This is a genomic window from Amycolatopsis keratiniphila (assembly GCF_000400635.2).
Lineage (GTDB): Bacteria > Actinomycetota > Actinomycetes > Mycobacteriales > Pseudonocardiaceae > Amycolatopsis > Amycolatopsis keratiniphila.
Window position 1 is genome coordinate 2,095,993 of the sequence record NC_021252.1, and the last position, 16,577, is coordinate 2,112,569.

13 protein-coding genes are annotated in these 16,577 nt (G+C 70.4%); 4 read left to right on the forward strand and 9 right to left on the reverse strand.

Going from position 1 to position 16,577, the window contains the following annotated elements; translation table 11 throughout:
• Nucleotides 1-202: 202 nt before the first annotated feature.
• Together AORI_RS50765 and AORI_RS50770 are read right to left on the reverse strand one after the other, a co-directional pair.
• On the reverse strand, nucleotides 203-1,036 hold the full coding sequence (locus AORI_RS50765; protein WP_016332338.1) for an aldo/keto reductase: 834 nt from the start codon (nucleotides 1,034-1,036) through the stop codon (nucleotides 203-205).
• Nucleotides 1,037-1,064: 28 nt separating this feature from the next.
• Nucleotides 1,065-2,246, reverse strand: coding sequence for an MFS transporter (locus tag AORI_RS50770; RefSeq protein WP_016332339.1), 1,182 nt, complete (start codon nucleotides 2,244-2,246; stop codon nucleotides 1,065-1,067).
• Nucleotides 2,247-2,389: 143 nt separating this feature from the next.
• Here AORI_RS50770 and AORI_RS50775 point away from each other — a divergent pair, with 143 nt between their 5' ends.
• The 4 genes from AORI_RS50775 (at nucleotide 2,390) to AORI_RS50790 (ending at nucleotide 5,344) form a co-directional block, all read left to right on the forward strand.
• Nucleotides 2,390-2,842: a MarR family winged helix-turn-helix transcriptional regulator gene (locus AORI_RS50775; RefSeq protein WP_016332340.1), complete on the forward strand. Its 453-nt coding sequence runs from the start codon at nucleotides 2,390-2,392 to the stop codon at nucleotides 2,840-2,842.
• A gap of 92 nt (nucleotides 2,843-2,934) precedes the next feature.
• Complete coding sequence (locus tag AORI_RS50780; RefSeq protein WP_016332341.1) at nucleotides 2,935-4,392, forward strand: amidohydrolase; 1,458 nt, start codon at nucleotides 2,935-2,937, stop codon at nucleotides 4,390-4,392.
• 39 nt (nucleotides 4,393-4,431) lie between these two features.
• A complete protein-coding gene (locus AORI_RS50785) occupies nucleotides 4,432-4,836 on the forward strand; it encodes a hypothetical protein (RefSeq protein ID WP_016332342.1) in 405 nt (134 codons plus the stop codon).
• Nucleotides 4,837-4,879: 43 nt separating this feature from the next.
• On the forward strand, nucleotides 4,880-5,344 hold the full coding sequence (locus tag AORI_RS50790) for a DUF2127 domain-containing protein (protein ID WP_016332343.1): 465 nt from the start codon (nucleotides 4,880-4,882) through the stop codon (nucleotides 5,342-5,344).
• 9 nt (nucleotides 5,345-5,353) lie between these two features.
• Here the strand turns inward: AORI_RS50790 and AORI_RS50795 are convergent, their stop codons facing one another.
• The 7 genes from AORI_RS50795 to AORI_RS50825 all read right to left on the reverse strand — a co-directional run bounded on the left by AORI_RS50795 (nucleotide 5,354) and on the right by AORI_RS50825 (nucleotide 16,345).
• A complete protein-coding gene (locus tag AORI_RS50795) occupies nucleotides 5,354-6,052 on the reverse strand; it encodes a PP2C family protein-serine/threonine phosphatase (protein ID WP_016332344.1) in 699 nt (232 codons plus the stop codon).
• A gap of 461 nt (nucleotides 6,053-6,513) precedes the next feature.
• Nucleotides 6,514-7,335, reverse strand: a complete 822-nt coding sequence (locus AORI_RS82810; protein WP_228688332.1) for a hypothetical protein — start codon at nucleotides 7,333-7,335, stop codon at nucleotides 6,514-6,516.
• A gap of 42 nt (nucleotides 7,336-7,377) precedes the next feature.
• Nucleotides 7,378-9,228: a glycosyltransferase family 39 protein gene (locus AORI_RS50805; RefSeq protein ID WP_016332346.1), complete on the reverse strand. Its 1,851-nt coding sequence runs from the start codon at nucleotides 9,226-9,228 to the stop codon at nucleotides 7,378-7,380.
• A gap of 3 nt (nucleotides 9,229-9,231) precedes the next feature.
• The gene (locus AORI_RS50810; RefSeq protein WP_123798338.1) at nucleotides 9,232-10,485 is read right to left on the reverse strand and encodes a bifunctional glycosyltransferase family 2/GtrA family protein; all 1,254 of its coding nucleotides are present in this window, start codon (nucleotides 10,483-10,485) and stop codon (nucleotides 9,232-9,234) included.
• A gap of 74 nt (nucleotides 10,486-10,559) precedes the next feature.
• Nucleotides 10,560-12,407 (reverse strand): ArnT family glycosyltransferase, encoded by a 1,848-nt coding sequence (locus AORI_RS50815; RefSeq protein WP_016332348.1) that lies wholly within the window; start codon nucleotides 12,405-12,407, stop codon nucleotides 10,560-10,562.
• 4 nt (nucleotides 12,408-12,411) lie between these two features.
• On the reverse strand, nucleotides 12,412-13,938 hold the full coding sequence (locus AORI_RS50820; RefSeq protein WP_016332349.1) for a sensor histidine kinase: 1,527 nt from the start codon (nucleotides 13,936-13,938) through the stop codon (nucleotides 12,412-12,414).
• 394 nt (nucleotides 13,939-14,332) lie between these two features.
• Nucleotides 14,333-16,345 (reverse strand): fatty acid desaturase, encoded by a 2,013-nt coding sequence (locus AORI_RS50825; protein ID WP_016332350.1) that lies wholly within the window; start codon nucleotides 16,343-16,345, stop codon nucleotides 14,333-14,335.
• Between the last annotated feature and the right edge of the window lie 232 nt (nucleotides 16,346-16,577).

Here is a 16,577-nt window from a genome sequence, read left to right on the forward strand (position 1 = left end):
GTGTCGCGAGGACGGCGCGTCCTCGGGCCTGCATCGTCCGGTTACCTCTTTTCGCACAAGTGCCGTCTGTGCGGCCGAATAGTAACCGGCTACGCAGCGGGCTCGGGCGAAAACAAAGCGCTACGCCCACTACCTGCGAAAGTCCGTGAAGGCCTCCTTGAGGGAACCAGAGTCCCTCAAGGAGGCCTTCACGGACTTGTGACTAGGCGACGTTGAAGGTGTCGGGATCCGGTCCGGTCCGCTCGCCCCGGTCCAGCACGGACAGCGAGGCGATGTCCTCCTCCGACAGCGTGAACCCGAAGACGTCCAGGTTCTCCTTGATCCGCGACGGGGTCACGGACTTCGGGATCACGACGTTGCCCAGCTGCAGATGCCACCGCAGCACGATCTGCGCCGGCGTGCGGCCGTGCTTCGAAGCCAGCGCCTTGACCGCGTCTTCGCCGAGCAGGTCGCCGCCCTTGGCCAGCGGGCTCCACGCCTCGGTCGCGATGCCGTGCTTCGCGTCGTATTCGCGCACCTCGGCCTGCTGCAGGTACGGGTGCACCTCGACCTGGTTGACCGCCGGGGTCACGGAACCGGCCTCGGCCAGCCGTTCGAGGTGGGCGGGCTGGAAGTTGGAGACACCGATCGCGCGCACCCGGCCGTCGGCGTAGAGCTTCTCGAAGGCCTTCCACGTGTCGCGGTAGAGGTCGCGCTCGGGCGTCGGCCAGTGGATGAGGTACAGGTCCAGCTGCTCCAGGCCCAGCTTGGCCAGGCTGGCGTCGAACGCCTTCAGCGTGGCGTCGTAGCCCTGTTCGCTGTTCCACAGCTTGGTGGTGATGAACAGCTCGTCGCGGGCGATCCCGGACTCGGCGAGTGCCTTGCCGACGCCCGCTTCGTTGCCGTAGATGGCGGCGGTGTCGATGCTGCGGTAGCCCGCGTCCAGCGCGGCCTTGACCGCGGCGGTGGTCTCCTCGTCCGGCACCTGGAAGACGCCGAACCCGAGCTGCGGCATCTCCACCCCGTTGTTGAGCTTGACGGTGGGAATGTCGGTCACTTGCGTTCCTTTCATGGGTGTTTCCGGTTCAGACGGCGGGGGCCAGTTCGGCGCGACGAGCCTTTCGCCGCCCGTGGTCGAGCATGCCCGAGATGACCGCGACCAGCAGTCCGGCGAGCGCGAGCGCGGCGCCGATCCAGTTGGGCGCGGTGTAGCCGAGACCGGCGTCGATGGCCTTGCCGCCGAGCCACGCGCCCCCGGCGTTGCCGAGGTTGAACGCGGCGATGTTGGCCGCCGAAGCCAGCGCGGGCGCGCCTTCGGCCTTGTTCATGACACGGGCCTGCAGCGGCGCGACGGTCGCGAAACCGGCGGCGCCGAAGACCGCGATGGTGATCGCGGCGGGGAGCTGGGCGTGCGCGGTGAAGACGAACACGACCAGCACGGCCGCAAGCACGGCGAGGATGACGTACAGGCTGGGCATCAGCGACCGGTCGGCCGCCTTGCCGCCGAGCAGGTTGCCGACGAACAGGCCGCCGCCGAACAGCACCAGCAGCCAGGTCACCGCGCCGGGGGAGAAGCCCGCGACCTCGGTCATCATCGGGGCGATGTAGGTGAAGGACGCGAACACCCCGGCGAAACCGAGCGCGGTCATCGCCAGCGCGAGCCACACCTGCGGGCGCCGGAACACGGCGAGTTCGCTGCGCAGCCCGGCACTCTGCGTCGTCGCCTGCGCGGGGACCAGCGCGAGGATCCCGATCAGGCCGATCACCCCGAGCGCGCTGACCGCCCAGAACGTCGAGCGCCAGCCCAGCGCCTGGCCGAGCGCGGTCCCGGCGGGCACGCCGAGGACGTTGGCCACGGTCAGGCCGGTGAACATCATCGCGATGGCGCCCGCCTGCTTGGTCGGCGCGACCAGCGAGGCGGCGACGACCGCGCCGACGCCGAAGAACGCGCCGTGCGACAGCGCGGCGACCACGCGGCCGGTCATCAGCAGGCCGTACGTGGGGGCCAGCGCGGACAGGACGTTGCCGGCGATGAACAGGACCATCAGCCCGACCAGGACCGTCTTGCGCGGCACCCGCGACGCGAGCGCGGTCAACAGCGGGGCGCCGACCACGACCCCCAGTGCGTATCCGGAGATCAGCAGTCCGGCGGAGGGGATCGAGACGCCGAAGTCGCCCGCGACCTCGGGCAGCAGGCCCATGATCACGAACTCGGTGGTGCCGATACCGAAGGCACTGATCGCCAGTGCGAGCAGAGCGGCAGGCATTGGAGGCTCACTTCTTCCCGTAGAGTGGTGTTGGCTGGCGTTAGCAACTACGGGCGTCTGAAATAGTTGCACGCGCCGTATATTGCACACGCTTGATGATGCATGACGCAACGAAGCTCGGGCAACCGGGGAAGAGGTGAACCGTGTCACTGGCCGACGACGCCGTGGAGGCACGCGCGCAGGGCTGGCGGACCCTCGCCGCACTGCACGCGCGGATCGAGGACGCGCTCGAGCGCGCGCTGGCGCAGCAGCACTCGCTGTCCGTGAGCGAGTACACCGTGCTGGACGTGCTCGCCCGCCAGGACGGTTTCCACCTGCGGATGAACCAGCTGTCGAACGCCGTCGTGCTCAGCCAGTCGGCGACCACCCGGCTGGTGTCGCGGCTGGAGGACCGGGGCCTGCTGCAGCGGTACCTGTGCCCGGACGACCGGCGGGGGATCTACACCGAGGTCACGCCGTCGGGGCAGGAACTGCTCGCGGCCGCGCGGCCGACGCACGACACCGTCCTCACCGAGGCCCTCGCCGCCGCCGAGGAACTCCCCGAACTCGCCCCTTTGGTCGCCGCGCTCGGAAAGCTCACCTTCGCCGGCTCTTGACCCGCCCGCATTTCGTCCTCTGAATGCGATCGTTGCGCGTGCAAGGACCGCATTCAGAGGACTAAACGCGGCCGGGCTGGCAAGGTGAGGGCGTGGACGATCTTCTGTTGCGCCGGGTCCGGGTCGGGCTGGCGGGTTCCCTGTCGGACGTGCGGATCGAGGGCGGCCGGATCGCGGCCATCGCGGGCCCGGGGCAGGCGGGTGAGGCGTCGGAGATCCTGGACGGGCACGGCGGCACGCTGCTGCCCGGCCTGGTCGACACGCACGTGCACACCGCGCAGTGGTCGGCCGCGCGCCGCCGGATCCCGCTGGGCGAGGCGACTTCCGCCGCCCACACGGTCGAGCTCGTGCTCGCCCATCTGCTGGCTCATCCCGCGCCGCCCGGCGAGCTCGTGCTCGGCGCCGGGTTCCGCGACGGCCTCTGGCCCGACGCCCCGCACAAGGATCTGCTGCAGAAGGCGCTGCCCGGCCATCCGGTCGCGCTCTTCAGCGCCGACCTCCACACGCTGTGGCTCAGCCCCGCCGCGCTGAAGCTCATCGGCCGCGAGCATCCGACCGGCGTGCTGCTGGAGAACGACTGCATGAGCGCGACGGCCGAACTCCCGGTCGCCCCCGACGACGTCATCGACGGCTGGGTCGCCGACGCCCTCGACGCGGCGGCCGCCCGCGGCGTCACCAAGATCGTCGACTACGAATACGCCGACACCGTCACCGACTGGCGGCGACGGCTGGCGCGGAAACCCCTGCCGGTCCGGGTTTCCTGCGTGATCGCTAAGTATCTGCTCGACACGGCCATCGAACGCGGCCACCGTTCCGGCGACGTCCTGGAGGGCAGCGGCGGGTTGCTCACGGTGGGCCCGTTCAAGCTGTTCGTCGACGGTTCGCTGAACACGCGCACCGCGTACTGCGTGGGCCACTACGCCGGAACCGAGTCCCACGGGCTGCTCGAACTGCCGCCCGGGGAGCTGGAGCCGTTGATGCGCAAGGCTTCCGAACACGGTCTCTCACCCGCGGTGCACGCGATCGGCGATCACGCCAACAAGATCGCGCTCGACGCCTTCGCGAACGTCGGCTGCGCCGGCCGCATCGAGCACGCGCAACTGCTGCGTTCCGAGGACGTGGCCCGCTTCGCCGAACTGGGTGTCGTCGCGAGTGTGCAGCCCGCCCATCAGCCGGACGACCGCGACGTCGCCGACCGGCACTGGCACGGCTGGACCGATCGGGCGTTCCCGTACGGCGCCCTGCACCGCGCCGGGGTGCGCCTGGAGTTCGGCTCGGATGCCCCGGTCGCGCCGCTGGACCCGTGGGACGCGATCGCGTCGGCGGTCAGCCGCACCGACGACGACCGTCCGGCGTGGCATCCCGAGCAGGCCATGCCGCTGGAGGCCGCGCTCGCGGCATCGTCCGGCGGCCGGACTTCGGTGGGCGTCGGGGACGTCGCGGATCTGGTCGTCACCGCGGTGGATCCGGTGCGCCTGTCCCCGGCCGGACTGCGCGACATCCCCGTCACCGCCACCGTCATGAACGGCCGGGTCACCTACGCCTCGTGACCCTTTCCTTGCCGGGGCGCAACGCCTTAATGGAAGGGCATGGATCACTGTCTCATCGACCGGCTCCGGGACCTCCACGGCTCCCTGGGCACCGACATCACCTTCGTCACCCGGATGGTCGAGGACGAGGCGCCGCGCGCCGACGTCCTCCGTGATCTCGGGGAACGGCTGACCAACCTCGGCACGGCGCTGCTCGCCCGTTCGGACGACGTCGACGCGGACGTGCTCGCGAAGCTGCCGGACGACGGCTGGCTGCCCGAAGCGGGCGAGCGCCACCGGGCGCTGGTCGTGGCCCACCACGTCGGCGAGCGGCCGCTGCGGTGCGGGCGAATCTATCTCGCCGTCTGCGGGGCGCCGTGCTTCCCGTTCTACGGCAGGGACCCCTCCGGCCGGACCGCCCGGCACGAACGGTGCCCGGCCTGCCAGGACCGCCTGTTCCGGTGACGGTGGCTGCGGACGGCCCCCGTGTGCGGCAGGGTGAGGTGACATGAGCACCGAGAAGCTGTTCCGGATCGCCATCACCCTGAAGGGTCTCGACGGCGCGTTGCAGCTGGTGGGCGGACTCGTCCTGATGATCGTCCCGGCGACGGTCATCTCCGGTTTCGCGCACGCCGTGGTCACCCGCGACCTGCTCGGCGACCCCGAGGGGACGCTGGCCCGCCACCTCGAACTCGCCGCCGGCCACTTCGCCGAGGGCCGGACCTTCGCCGTCGTGTACCTCGTCGCGCACGGCCTCATCAAGCTCGGCCTGGTCTGGGCACTCGCGAAGAAGGTGATGCGGGCGTACCCCGTGGCCGCCGTGGTGCTCTCGGCGTTCGTGGTCTACGAGATCTTCCGCGCGATCCACACGCACTCGCTCGCGCTGCCGTTCTTCGCCGCCCTCGACGTCGTGATCGTCGTGCTGGTGCTGCGTGAATACCGTCAGCTGAAGAGGGATCGCGTCGCGGCCTGACCGCCCGGTTCAGGCCGCGACGCGAAACTTTTCCGTGGTGACCTCCGCGCCGGGCGGATCCACCACGATCGCGGTGGCGTTGTCGGAGCCACCGAGCGAGATCGCCGTCCGCACCAGCTCCGTGGCCGCCCTGTCCGGCATCCCGAGGATGTCGAGCATGGTCGGACCGCTGAGCGTCTTGTGCACACCGTCGCTGGTGAGCAGAAGCCCACCGGTGGTGACGGTGGCCGTGCCGATCTCGTGTGCACCGGCCGTGCGGACGCTGGTGGTGACGACGTGTTCCATCCGCGGTGTCACGGGTTGTTCGTGGTCGCGGAAGTACTGCGCGAGCGTATGGTCCTTCGTCACCTGCCGCACGGTGTAACCGTCCCAAGCGTACGCCCGCGCGTCCCCGACCCACGCGATGCCATACCCATCGCCGGTCCGGACGGCCACGACGAGCACGCAGTCACCGGCCCCGCCGAGGGCGAGCACGGCCCGCTGAGCAGCGAGAACGGCCCCGACCGCCCCCTGCTCGACCGGTGTCCTCGCCGCCGCCGAGGCCGCCGTCCGCGCCGCTTGTGCGGCATTCGGGTGATCTCCGACCCCATCGGCCAGCGCGAACACGATCCCGCGGCCGCCCGCCGCCGCGTACGCCGCGACGGCGTCCGCGTTGTAGTCGCGCGGTCCCTGCGCGCTCGCCGTGTGCCAGTGCGGAAGCTCCCTCATCGTCTTCTCCTCACCCCTGGGTGATGCCCTGCTTCCAGAGTGCGCCCGAATCCTGTGGGGCGGCTGAGGGATAGGTGAAAGGCAGCTGTCGGTCGCGTCTCGTGATCTGGCGAGGACGGTTACTGAGGGGTAAGTCAAAAGTGGCGGGATGAAGTCGGCTGCGCGAACGGGCTCGCCACCGAGGCCTCACGCGCCCTTGGACTGTCCAAAAAGGACACGCTCGAGGTCCGCGTGTCCGGTTTGCGAATTTTGCGCAGTATTGCCAGGGGTTCGTGAGTGGCAATGATCGTTCTAACCGTCTTTACCGCTCACGACTCCCCGAGAAACCGGACTTAAGGGCACAAAGCAGGCGTACGCTGCCCGGAAGGTGACCACTGTGGACACCAGAGGCCTCGGGTGACACAACGCGCCACATTTGACTCACTCCTCAATGACCGTCCTTACCGCGCACGAGGCCTCGGTCAGCGCAGACGGGTGATCAGGGTCCGCAGCCAGCTCTCCGCCATCGCCGGTTCCTTCCGCAGATGCCGCACGAGCAGGTCCCGCCCCGCCTTCGAGCGCCCCGCCTCGACGATCGCGACCGCCTCGGCGAGCCCCCGCAGCCGTGTCTCCGAATGCTCCGGCGCCCGGCCGTTCTCGTCCGACCAGCGCGGCCGCGGGAACGACGCCGTCAGCTTGGGCTGCGTGTTCCCGAAGTAGAGCCACACCGGCTCGTCGAGTGAGATGTTCCGGACGCCGTTCGCGGGCAGGTCGGCAGGCCAGCCGAAGTGCCGCTGCCAGCGGAACGCCGACGGGGAGGTGTCCTCGCGGATGGTGATCCCGAGGAACCGGAGCCGCCCGCGGATGATGCTCCACGCCTCGCGCTCGTCGTCGACCCACTTCCGCAGCAGCGAGTAGAGGTCGGTGAACGTCTGTCCCGTGTAGACGAGGTCGACGAACACCTTCGGCCGTCCGCGCGCCAGGTCGTACGGGCTCAGACCCGCCGATGCGAGATAGCCGCGAAGAGTGTCCACATCGGACTCGGACAGCCCGGAACCGGTCCCCGCGAACGACAGCGGCAACCGGTGGATCCGTTCCCGCCAAGGGGTTCCGCTCAGCAGGTCGTACACGCTGTCCGCGGAGCGGCCGACGAAGTAGAGATCCGCGTCGCCGGCCCGGGCGATCACCTTCGCGGCGCATTCGATCAGTTCGTCCAGGAACCACAACGACGGTTCCCCGGCGCGCTCCAGTAGCGTCCCGAGCTGGTCGGGGCGCACGAGATCCCAGCGGTACGGCCGATTCACGCCGTCCAGGATTCCCGTGCGCCCCAAGGTTTGTCGAAGCATTTAAGACAGCAGGCGGTACACCGTCCGCTCGCCGACCGTGGTGGCGGTGAAGTTTTCGGCGACCCATTCGGAGATCTCGTTCGAGCCGCCGCCCGGCCCGCCGCCGCGGCCACCTTCGATGTAGTAGGTGATGTCGCCGTTCGCCACGTACTGCTGGAACTCCGTCAGCGTCGGAGCGGGATCCCGGCCGCTCCACCCGCCGATGCCGATCACCGACTTCCCGCTCGCGAGTTCCAGGCTCGCCGCCGACTGCGAACTCGACGTCGCGGCCGCCCATTTCGTCGTGGTCGCCGCGAGCACGGCCCCGATCTCCGCCGAAGATTCCTCTTCCGGGCCCATCCCCATGCCGCGCTCGTCACCGGTGGACGGGCCGGAGATCGGGATCGAGCCGGAGTGCGACCGCGAAGCGGTCTCGATGCCGTACGCGGTGGTCCCGAGGCCGATCGTCAGCACGGAGACCGTGGCCACGACGGCGGCGAGTTTGCGCATCGGCGGGACACCCACCAGCACGACGGTCGCGGTCACCAGGCCGAGGCCGGCGATGATCCAGCGCACCGCGGGCAGCCAGTCCGCGTGGCGGTCCAAGAGGATGTACGCCCAGACGGCGCTGACCGCGATCATCAGCGACAGGAACACCCGCGGCGCGAGATATGCCCGGCCGCGCCACAGCGAGGTCCCCGAGATGGCCACCACCGCGGCGATCGACGGCGCCAGCGCGACGGCGTAGTACGGGTGCACGATCCCGCTCATGAAGCTGAACACCAGCGAGGTGACGAGCATCCAGCCGCCCCACATGATCAGCGCGGCCCTCGTCCGGTCGGTGCCGGCCGCCCGCCGCGTGAACCACAGCCCCGCGACCAGCCCGATCAGCGCGGCGGGCAGCAGCCACGACACCTCGCCGCCGAAGCTGGCGCCGAACATCCTGGTCAGGCCGCTCTCGCCGCCGAATCCGACGTTTCCGACACCAGAGCTGACGGCCCCGCCTGGGCCGCCGACCATCATGCCGCCGCCCATGCCGAAGATCCGGCCGAGCCCGTTGTAGCCCAAGGCCAGTTCGAGCAGGCTGTCGCCGTCCGAGCCGCCGATGTACGGCCGGGAATCGGTCGGCCACAGATCGACCAGCGCGATGAACCAGCCCGCCGACACGACCACCGCGACCACCGCGCCGAACAGGTGCAGCAGGCGTTTGCCGAGCGAGGCCGGCGCGGCGACCAGGTACGCGAGCCCGAAGGCGGGCAGCACCAGGAACGCCTGCATCATCTTGGTCAGGAAGCCGAATCCGACGGCGACCCCGGCCAGCGCCAGCCACCGCGGGCTCGCCTTTTCGATCGCGCGGATCGTGCAGTACCCGCCCGCGATCAGCAGCAGTGTCAGCAGCGCGTCGGGGTTGTTGAACTTGAACATGAGCGCGGCGACCGGCGTGACGGCGAGCGCCGCCCCGGCGAACAGGCCGGCGATCGGTCCGGAGGTCCGTTTCACCGTCAGGTACAGCAAGCCGACCGAGGCCACGCCCATCAGCGCCTGCGGGGCCAGCACGGTGAAACCGGAGAACCCGAAGATCCGGGCGAACGCCGTCGTCACCCAGAGCGCGGCCGGGGGTTTGTCGACGGTCAGCACGTTCCCCGCGTCGAGGGAGCCGAACAGCCACGCCTTCCAGTCCTGGGTGCCCGACTGCACGGCCGCCGCGTAGAACGAGTTGCCGTAGCCGGAGGCGGTCAGGTTCCAGAAGTACAGCAGCGCGGTGGCGGCGAGCAGCCCGAACACGGCGGGCCGGACCCAGCGGCCGGGTGGCTTCGTGGCGGTTTCCCCGGCGTGGCCGGGTTCCACCCGGGAAGCGAGTGCGGTGGTCATGGCTCAGTTCTCCATCTCGGTGGCGGGGCGGCGGCGGAACACCCAGCCCCGCAGCAACAGGAAACGCAGGACGGTGGCCGCGAGGTTCGCGAGCACGAGCGCGGTGATCTCCAGCGCCAGCCCCGGCGCGGTGATCGTGTGCAGCAGCGCCAGCGCGCCACTGGTGAGCGCCAGCCCGAGACCGAACACGATGAGGCCCTGGAACTGGTGCAGCCCGGCGCCTTCCCGGCCGCGGATCCCGAAGGTGAGCCGCCGGTTGAGCGCGGTGTTGCCGATCGCCGTCACCAGCAGCGCGACGAGGTTCGCCGCCTGCGCGCCGGTGAACGTCCGCAGCAGCAGGAAGAGCACCAGGTAGGCGACGGTGCTGGCGACACCGACGGCGGCGAACCGCACCAGCTGCCGCACCAGGCTCGGCGCCACCCCCGGCGCCTGTACCTGGATCGGCGCGCGGCCGAGTTGTTCGCGCAGGCCGCTGATCGGGATCCGGCCGGTGATCGTGGCCTTGGTCAGCCGTGCGATGCCTTTGAGGTCGGCGGTCGCGGTGGCGAGGATGTTCACCGACGAGTCCGGGTCGTCCACCCAGTCGACCGGGACCTCGTGGATCCGCAGCCCGGCCTTCTGCGCCAGCACGAGCAGTTCGGTGTCGAAGAACCAGCCGGTGTCCTGGATGTGGGGGAGCAGCCGCTCGGCGACGTCGGCGCGGATCGCTTTGAAGCCGCATTGCGCGTCGCTGAACCTCGCCGCCAGCGTGCCGCGCAGGATCAGGTTGTAGCAACGGGAAATGAACTCCCGCTTCGGCCCGCGCACCACCCGCGCGCCGCGGGCGAGCCTGCTGCCGATGGCGAGGTCGGAGTGGCCGGACAGCAGTGGCGCGATGAGCGGTCCGAGCGCGGCCAGATCGGTCGACAGGTCGACGTCCATGTACGCGAGCACCGGAGCGTCCGAAGTGGACCAAACGGCACGCAACGCGCGGCCGCGGCCTTTTTCTTCGAGGTGCTGGACTTCGACGGCGTCGAACTCGCGGCTCAGCCGTTCCGCGACGCGCAGCGTGCCGTCGGTGCTGGCGTTGTCGGCGACGGTGATCCGGAACGGGTACGGGAACTGCTCCACGAGGTGCGCGTGCAGCCCGCGGATGCACGGTTCGAGGTCGTTCTCCTCGTTGTAGACCGGGATGACGACGTCGAGGACCGGGGAGCCGTCCGGGGCGATGGCGGGGCGGCGGCCGGTGTCGGCGCCGGAGAGGATCGCGGTTGTCATGACGTCAATCTCGGTCATCGCGCTGAGGTCGCCTTGTGCCCGAGCTGTGCTGTCGCTGTGTCCTGTCACGGGATTCACCGGCTCAGGTCGTAGACGGTGACACCGTCCACAGTGGTCGGTGTGTAGGTTTCCGCGATCCAGGCGGCGATCCGCTCGGCGGCGTCGCTGCCGGTCTCCCCGCGCATCATCATGCCCTCGCCGAGGAAGTAATGAATCTGTCCTTTTCGGACGTATTCCTGGAACTGTTCGAGTGTGGGGGCGGGATCCGTGCCGTTGAACCCGCCGACGGCCATCACCGGCGCGCCGCTGCCCAGCTGATACCCCGCGGCGTTGTTGGAGCCGACGGTCGCCGCCGCCCAGGTGTAGTTCGCGCTGTCCTGCCGGATCAGGGCGGCCAGGTCGTCACCGGGCAGGCTCGTCCCGAGCAGTCCGCCGCCACCCATTCGCATGCCCCGGCCCGTATCCGGCCCAGCGGAGGGAAGCGCGCCGGAATGCGGGGTGGCCGCCGTCGCGACCGTGTACACCCCGGTGCCTGAGAGAATGGTGACGAGGGTGCTTGCGGCGACCAGACGCCTTGCCACGTCGGGCAAACGCGCGGCGAAGAACACCAGAAAAGCACACAGGAGGCCGGCCACGAGAATCGCGATCCCGAGCCCGGGAAGCCAGCCGGATTGCCGTGACACCAGGAGATACGCCGTCAGGGCGGTCATCCCGATCCCCGCGCTCATGGTGCCCGCGGCGGCCGGATTCCCCCGTGCCCGCCACAATTGCGTGCCCGCGATCCCGACGAGCGCGGCGATCGCCGGGGCGAGCGCGATCGTGTAGTAGGCGTGGATGATGCCGCCCATGTAGCTGAACACCACGGCGGTCACCAGGAACCAGCCGCCCCAGACGATCAGCGCCGCCCGCCCGCGATCGGTGCGCGGGGCACGGCGCGTGAACCACAGCCCGGCGGCCAGCGCGACGGCGGCGGCCGGCAGGAGCCAGGCGATCCCACCCGCCATCTCGTCGCCGAACAGCCGGTCCCAGCCCGTGCCGCCCCAACCGCCGTTGGGATTCCCGCCGACACTCCCGACCTCGTTGCCGGTGATGCGGCCGAGGCCGTTGTAGCCGAAAGCCAGCTCCCACAGGCTGTTCTCCTGCGAGCCGCCGATATAAGGCCGGTCGGCGGCGGGCCACACCGCGACGACGGCGAGATACCAGCCGGCCGAGGCGAGGGTCGCGGCCAAAGCGCCGAACAGGTGCAAGAGACGTTTGCCCGGCGAGGTCGGTGCGGCGATCAGATAGGCGAGCCCGAACGCGGGCAGCACCAGGAACGCCTGCAGCATCTTCGCGAGGAAGCCGAAACCGACGGCGACCCCGGCCAAAGCCAGCCAGCGCGGGCTCGCCTTCTCCAGCGCGCGGACGACGCAGTACGCGCCCGCGGTCAGGAGCAGGACGAGCAACGCGTCGGGGTTGTTGAAGCGGAACATCAGCGCGGCGGCCGGGGTGAGCGCGAGGACCGTGCCCGCCAGCAACCCCGCCGCCGGGCCGGACGTCCGGCGCACCGCGGCGTACAGCAACGCCACCGAGCCGACGCCCATCAACGCCTGCGGTACCAGCACACTCCACGCGTTGACGCCGAACAGGCGCGCGGAAAGGCCCATGACCCACAACGCGGCCGGTGTCTTGTCGACCGTGATCGCGTTCGCGGCGTCGCTGGAACCGAAGAACAACGCCTTCCAGCTCAGCGATCCGGCCTGCGCGGCCGCCGAGTAGAAGGCGTTGGCCCAGCCGGATTCCCCGAGGTTCCACAGGTACAGGACGGCGGTCGCGAGCAGAAGCGCCGCCAGGGACGGCCGGACCCAGCGCGGATCCGCGGGCCTGCCTCGGGCGGGGGGAGCGGTTCGATCGGCATCGTCGCGGGAGGCGAGGAGGGTCATGGCCTCAGCGTCGGGGGCCGACCTGGGGCGTGGTTGTGCCGAAGCTGTGCACCCGCTGTGAGGATCCGATCACCGGAAGACGGACGGCAAATTCGGTGCGCCCCGGGCGGCTGTGCACCTCGATCGTGCCGTGATGGGCCACGACGATCGCCGACGCGATGGCCATCCCGAGCCCGGTGCCGCCCGCGGTCCGTGAGCGGGAGGAGTCGCCGCGGGCGAAGCGTTCGAACACGGTCGGCAGGAGCTCCGGTGCGATACCGGGGCCGTCGTCGGTGACGGTGAGCACCGCGGCGCCGACGGGCGAGCGGGTCAGCGCGGTGACCACCGTGGTGCCCGGCGGGGTGTGCGTGCGGGCGTTGGACAGCAGGTTCGCCAGTACCTGGTGCAGGCGCTGGACATCGCCGCTGACGAGGACGGGTACCGGCGGGAGCCGGAGTTCCCAGCGATGGTCCGGGCCCGCGACGTGCGCGTCGCCGACGGCGTCCGCGGCCAGCCGGGCGAGATCGACCTCGCCCGCTTCGAGCGGCCGTCCGGCGTCGAGCCTCGCCAGCAGGAGGAGGTCTTCGACCAGCGTCGTCATCCGGGCCGCCTCGGACTGGATCCGCGACATCGAACGCGCGACCTCCGGCGGTGCCAGCGCGCTGCCGCGGCCGGCGAGTTCGGCGTACCCGCGGATCGCCGCGAGCGGCGTGCGGAGTTCGTGGCTCGCGTCGGCGACGAACCGGCGGACCCGGGTCTCACTGGCCTGACGGGCCTCCAGGGCCCGCGAGATATGCCCGAGCATGAGGTTCAGCGCCGAACCGACCTGGCCGACCTCGGTCCGCGGATCGGTGTCGATCTCGGGCACCCGCACGGAAAGCGCGACCTGACCGCGGTCGAGCCGCATCGCCGACACCCGGCCCGCGGTCGCCGCGACCCGGTCGAGTGGCCGCAGCGTGCGCCGGACGGCGAACGCGCCGAGGAACCCGGCGCCGGTGACGCCCGCCGCCGCGACCCCGAACAGGATCCATCTGACGGTGGTCAGGGTGTCCTGCATCGGCCCGAGCGGGAGCCCCGTGACGACCACGCCGCCGGGGATCGAGGAGGCCTGCACGCGGTAGTCGCCCAGCCCGCCGATCGTCAGCGTCATCGGCGGCCGGTCCGCCGGGATCGAGAACAGCCCGGCCTCCTGCTCGGCCGACAGTCCTTGCGGAAGTCCTTGCACGGTAAGGACTCCCGCGTAGAGCACGCGGTCTCCGGAGACCCGCACGCTGAGCGTCCCGGAAGCCTGGCCCGGCGCGTTGAGCGGGTTGGGACCGAGGCCGTCCTCCGGCGGCCTGCTCGCGAAGTCGTGGGCGCGGTCCGACGCGGCCGAGAGCTGGTCGTCTATCTGGCGGGTGAGGAACGACCGCAACGCGATCTCGCTGGCGACGCCGATCACCAGGCAGACGAACGTGAGCAGCAAGACCATCGAGCCGGTCAGCTTGGCGCGCAGGGAAAGCCGCCCGGGCCGGGGCCACCGGCGCGGGCCGGCGGTCGGACCGGATGCCATGCCCCGAGCGTGCGCCGCGGTCGTATGCGCGCGTTGTGTCCCGCCTGTGAGCCCGCTGTGTGCCGCGGTCACGTACCTGCCGTCGGGCAACACATGTGATCAGACGGACGCCACAGGTGATCAGACGGACGACACGCGTGTCCAGAAGGACGCCTCGCGGCAGGATCGGTCGCGTCCGAGTGTCGTCCACCCAATCACGCGTGTCGTCCGTCTGATCACACGCGTCGGCCACTCAGTCACGCAACGACTTGGTCCGGGTGGTCGTGAGTGGCGATTCGGGTTAGAACACGAGTCGCCACTCACGACCCCATCGACGGCGTGCGACCCGGTGTCGCGAAAGCCACTTTCGCGACATATCGGAGGGCTGTCGTGCGCGCCACCGTTATGGGCGGGGTCAGCGGTCGTAGTCGACGCCGAGTGCCGGGGAGGTGGCCACCGCGCGGCAGGTCAGGATCCGTCCCGCCGCGACCTCGTCGTCCCCGAGCGCGTAGTGCACGTCCATCCGGGCGTCGCCGTGCACCACGGTCGCCCGGCACGTGCCGCAAGCCCCGCCGACGCACGCGTACGGCGCGTCGACGCCGTGCCGCAGTGCGGCGCTGAGCACGGTTTCGCCCACCGTCGCGGGGATTTCGACGGTCTTCCCGCCGGCGGTCACCGTCAGCGTCGAGCCGGGGCGCCGCGACGGGCGGACCGGAAGCGCGCCTTGGAACAGTTCGAAGTGGACGTTCTCCTCCGGGACGTCCCGGTCGGCCAGCGTCCGGCGGGCCATGTCGACGAGGTCGCGCGGGCCGCACAGGAACCAGTCGTCCACCTTCGCCGGGTGCAGCCGTGCCTGCAGCAGCGCGCGGAGGCGAGTGCTGTCGAGCCGGCCGCGCTGGTAGCGCTCGTGCGAGATGGCCAGCGCCTCGCCGACGATGTCGAACGGCTTCTCGAGCCGTTGCGTGCGCAGGTCCGGGTCGCGTTCGTCGGTGCGGTAGTGCACGACGTGCAGCCGTCCGCCCAGCCGTGCGGCGAGTTCGCCGAGTTCGCCGGCGAACATCGTGCTGGCGCCGGAGGTGTTGATGTACAGCAAGGTCGCCTTGCTGTTCGGCTCGTCGCGCAGGGTCGCGGCCAGGATCGACAGGATCGGCGTGATCCCGCTGCCCGCGGCGAGCGCGACGTAACGCCCGGCGCGGCCCCGCTCCGGGATCAGCGTGAACTCGCCGTCCGGCGGCAGGACGTCCAGCACGTCACCCGCCGCGAGCTCCGTGGTGGCGAATGTCGAGAACGCGCCGCCGAGCTGGTGCTTGATCGCGATCCGCAGCACGCCGGAGTCCGGTGTCGAGCAGATCGAGTAGGCGCGCCGCACCTCTTCCCCGTCGACCTCCGCGCGGATGACGAGGTGCTGGCCGGGGGTGAAACGGAAGGTCTCGCGCAGCCGCTCCGGCACGTCGAACGTCACGGTGACGGCGCCCTCGCACAGCGGCCGGACCTCGGCGACCCGCAGCGAGTGGAACCGGCTCGGCCGCAGCGGCTGGCGCGCGGGCGGCTCCTCGTCGAACGAGCCGGTGAGCCGTCGCCATTCGCGGTACTCCGACGCCGTCAGCTCGCGGCCCCACGGGGTCGCGATCGGGACGTCCCTCGCGAGGTAGGCGTCGCGGTTGTCCCGCCACGTGCGCAGGTACCGGTAGAACGGGATCGCCGGGTGGAGATGGTGCACCAGGTGGTAGTTCTGGCACAGCATGATCGGCGTCATCAGCCATTCGAGCCCGACGCGGACGCGGGTCGCGCCGAACCGGTTCTGCCGCTGCGCGCCGAGGTCGTGATGCGGGAGCCAGTCGAACCACCAGGCCAGCACGGCCAGCCCGACGCGCTGCGGGATCAGGTAGACCATCAGCAGTTCCCAGCCGTGGCCGCTCACGGTCAGCCAGGCGAACGCGGCGAGGCTCAGCATGACGACGGCCGCGGTCTCGTTCCGCTCCGACGGCGGCCGCGTGCGCTGCCGCGCCACGTAGAAGCGGGCGTACCAGAAGTCGATGGTCAGCCAGCGCAGCGGCAACTGCCACCAGGGGCCGTGCGCGGTCCAGGCGTCGGGGTCGGTGTGGGCGTCCTCGTTGGTGTTGCGGTGGTGCTCCAGATGGATGTAGCGCACCAGGGGGAAGGAGCCGTAGGCCGCCACGAACGGCATCGCGAGCCTGCCGAGCAGTTCGTTGACCCAGGTGAGCCGCCCGGCCGCGTGATGCGTCGACTCGTGCAGCACGGTGAACATGGTGAAGGTGACGAGCGCGTGCAGGGGAATGGTCACCCAGAGCGGCGCGGCCTCGTTGACGACCAGCCAGGTGGCGCCCGTCCAGACCATGGCGCCACCGGTGAACAGCAGCACCGTCGGCACCGAGACCGGCGGCAACGGGATCCGCGGGTTGGGCACGCCGCGTCTCGATCTTCTCTCGGGTGATTCCCCCGTGTCCTCGGACCGGGATACGGCGACGGTCATCGATCGTTCCCCTCGGTCGATGGCTACCGGGACAAGCCTGCACAACGTAGACAATTAGTACTGGTTTGTAAACTTCATCCGATCGCCGAAACGCCTCGTCACGGCGTCCGATGGTGAAGCGTGGCACGCATCCGTGTCCAGGAAAGGGCCGGTTCGTAACAGAGAA

What these genes read in the sequence shown, in the direction of transcription:
- AORI_RS50770 (WP_016332339.1), bottom strand. Translation starts at nt 2,246, where the DNA reads ATGCCTGCCGCTCTGCTCGCACTGGCGATCAGTGCCTTCGGTATCGGC.
- AORI_RS50785 (WP_016332342.1), top strand. Translation starts at nt 4,432, where the DNA reads ATGGATCACTGTCTCATCGACCGGCTCCGGGACCTCCACGGCTCCCTG.
- AORI_RS50790 (WP_016332343.1), top strand. Translation starts at nt 4,880, where the DNA reads ATGAGCACCGAGAAGCTGTTCCGGATCGCCATCACCCTGAAGGGTCTC.
- AORI_RS50795 (WP_016332344.1), bottom strand. Translation starts at nt 6,052, where the DNA reads ATGAGGGAGCTTCCGCACTGGCACACGGCGAGCGCGCAGGGACCGCGC.
- AORI_RS50805 (WP_016332346.1), bottom strand. Translation starts at nt 9,228, where the DNA reads ATGACCACCGCACTCGCTTCCCGGGTGGAACCCGGCCACGCCGGGGAA.
- AORI_RS50810 (WP_123798338.1), bottom strand. Translation starts at nt 10,485, where the DNA reads ATGACAACCGCGATCCTCTCCGGCGCCGACACCGGCCGCCGCCCCGCC.
- AORI_RS50815 (WP_016332348.1), bottom strand. Translation starts at nt 12,407, where the DNA reads ATGACCCTCCTCGCCTCCCGCGACGATGCCGATCGAACCGCTCCCCCC.
- AORI_RS50820 (WP_016332349.1), bottom strand. Translation starts at nt 13,938, where the DNA reads ATGGCATCCGGTCCGACCGCCGGCCCGCGCCGGTGGCCCCGGCCCGGG.